At 74.3% G+C, this 1,547-nt stretch carries 2 protein-coding genes; both read left to right on the forward strand.

Translation table 11 applies throughout. The features are described 5' to 3' along the window. Window positions 1-345: phosphopantetheine-binding protein (locus ITP53_RS55240; RefSeq protein ID WP_195903472.1), on the forward strand; the 345-nt coding region annotated here is incomplete at its 5' end. Beyond that, a partial coding sequence (locus tag ITP53_RS55245) for a beta-ketoacyl [acyl carrier protein] synthase domain-containing protein (protein WP_195903473.1) occupies window positions 342-1,547 on the forward strand: 1,206 nt, incomplete at its 3' end. The genes ITP53_RS55240 and ITP53_RS55245, both read left to right, overlap by 4 nt.

Below are 1,547 nucleotides of genomic sequence, written 5' to 3' on the forward strand. Positions count from 1 at the left end.
GGCCTGAGCGGCTCGTACGAGGAGCCCGCCTCCCCGTCCGAGCGGCGGCTCGCGCGGGTGTGGTCGGAGGTGCTCGGCCTGTCCCGGGTCGGCAGGCACGACAACTTCTTCGATCTGGGCGGCAACTCGATCAGGCTGCTGGCCGTACTCGCGACGCTGCGCGAGCGGGGCGAGGACGGCGGCGTCGGACTGGTCGAGCTGTTCAGGCACCCCACGGTCGCCGCCCTCGCCGCCCGGCTGGAGGGCGGGGCGCGGGCGGACCACGGCGAGTCCAGGCGACGGGGCCTGCTCCGGCGCGAGCGGCTGGCCGCCCGCAGGAACGCACAGAGAGGCGACAACGAATGACTGACGCACCGGCGGTGGCCATCGTAGGCATGAGCGGCCGTTTCCCCGGCGCCCGCGACCTCGGCGAGTTCTGGGCGAACCTGCGGGACGGCGTCTGCTCGATCACCGACTTCACCGAGAACGAACTCCTGACCGCCGGGGTCGACCCCACCGAGTTGCGCGCCCCCGGTTACGTGCCGGCCAAGGGGTTCCTGGCGGACGCGGGCCGCTTCGAGCACGAGCTGTTCGGGTTCAACGCCGCCGAGGCCGCGGCGCTGGACCCGCAGCACCGGCTGCTGCTGGAGACGGCCTGGTCTGCGCTGGAGGACGCCGGGTACGACCCGCGCGCCGCCCCCGTCAGGACCGGCGTGTACGTGGGCGGCGCGCCCACCGAGCACGCGACCGCGGCCCAGGTCGACCGGCGGCTGCGCGGGCGGCACGGGCCCATGCAGGTCCGGGTCCTCACGGACCGGGAGTTCCTCGCGGGGTGGCTGTCGTACCGGCTGAACCTGGACGGGCCGAGTCTGACCGTCCACACGGGCTGCTCGACCTCGCTGGCGACCGTGCACGTGGCCGTGCAGGCGCTGCTACTCGGTGAGTGCGACCTGGCGCTGGCCGGCGGCGTGTCGGTCGACTCGCCGTACCGGCGGGGATACGTGTACGAACCCGGCGGTATCGCCTCCCCCGACGGCCGCTGCCGCCCGTTCGACGAGAAGGCGGCCGGCACGGTCGGTGGCGACGGCGTCGGGCTGGTGGTGCTCAGGCGGCTGGAGGACGCGCTCTCGGACGGCGACCCGATCCACGCGATCGTCCGCGGTACGGCGGTGGCCAACGACGGCGCGGCCCGGGTGGGCTTCACCGCGCCGGGAGTGGACGGGCAGACGGCCGCCATCGTGGAGGCGTGGGCGGCGGCCGGCCTCGACCCGGCGGAGGCCCAGTTCCTGGAGGCGCACGGGACCGGCACGGACCTCGGGGACCGGATCGAGGTGGCGGCCGCCGCGGCGGCGTTCGACGGCGCGGCCCGCTGCGCGATCGGCTCGGTGAAGTCCAACGTCGGCCACCTGAACGCGGCCGCCGGCGTGGTGGGACTGATCAAGGCGGCGCTGATGCTGCGCCACCGCACGATGGTCCCCACGGTGAACGTCACCCGCCCGCACCCCGACCTCGACCTCGAATCCACCCCGTTCCACCTGCTCACCGCCCCCACCAGTCTCTTATACACA

It is taken from the genome of Nonomuraea cypriaca (assembly GCF_015645445.1).
GTDB classification, from domain to species: Bacteria; Actinomycetota; Actinomycetes; order Streptosporangiales; family Streptosporangiaceae; genus Nonomuraea; species Nonomuraea cypriaca.